The organism is Burkholderia sp. SIMBA_062, assembly GCF_046534765.1.
Classification (GTDB): domain Bacteria; phylum Pseudomonadota; class Gammaproteobacteria; order Burkholderiales; family Burkholderiaceae; genus Burkholderia; species Burkholderia ambifaria.
The window spans coordinates 1-259 of record NZ_JAWRYD010000381.1; the positions used below are offsets into that span (position 1 = coordinate 1).

General features: G+C 65.3%; 1 protein-coding gene. It reads right to left on the bottom strand.

Annotated features, from left to right (window positions below; all coding sequences use genetic code 11):
- Nucleotides 1-259 (bottom strand): cbb3-type cytochrome c oxidase subunit I (locus SB786_RS36770; protein WP_410731657.1); only part of this gene is annotated, 259 nt, incomplete at both ends.

Consider the following 259-nt stretch of genomic DNA (forward strand, 5'->3'; position numbering starts at 1 on the left):
GCATCGCCACCACGAGGAACAGGATGAAGGAGATGCGCGCCATCGCATCGCTGTAGAGGCGGCCGCCGATCGCGCGCGGAATGATCGTGTAATAGGCGATGTACGCGGGCATCAGCCAGAAGTAGACGATCGCGTGCAGCGTCCACGAGAAGAACACGCGCGCGAGTCCCGCGTCGATGGTGCTGCGCAGACCGAGCGCCACGGGCAGGATCTGGAACAGCACTTCGATGGCCGCGCCGACAGCGGTCCAGCCCCACAG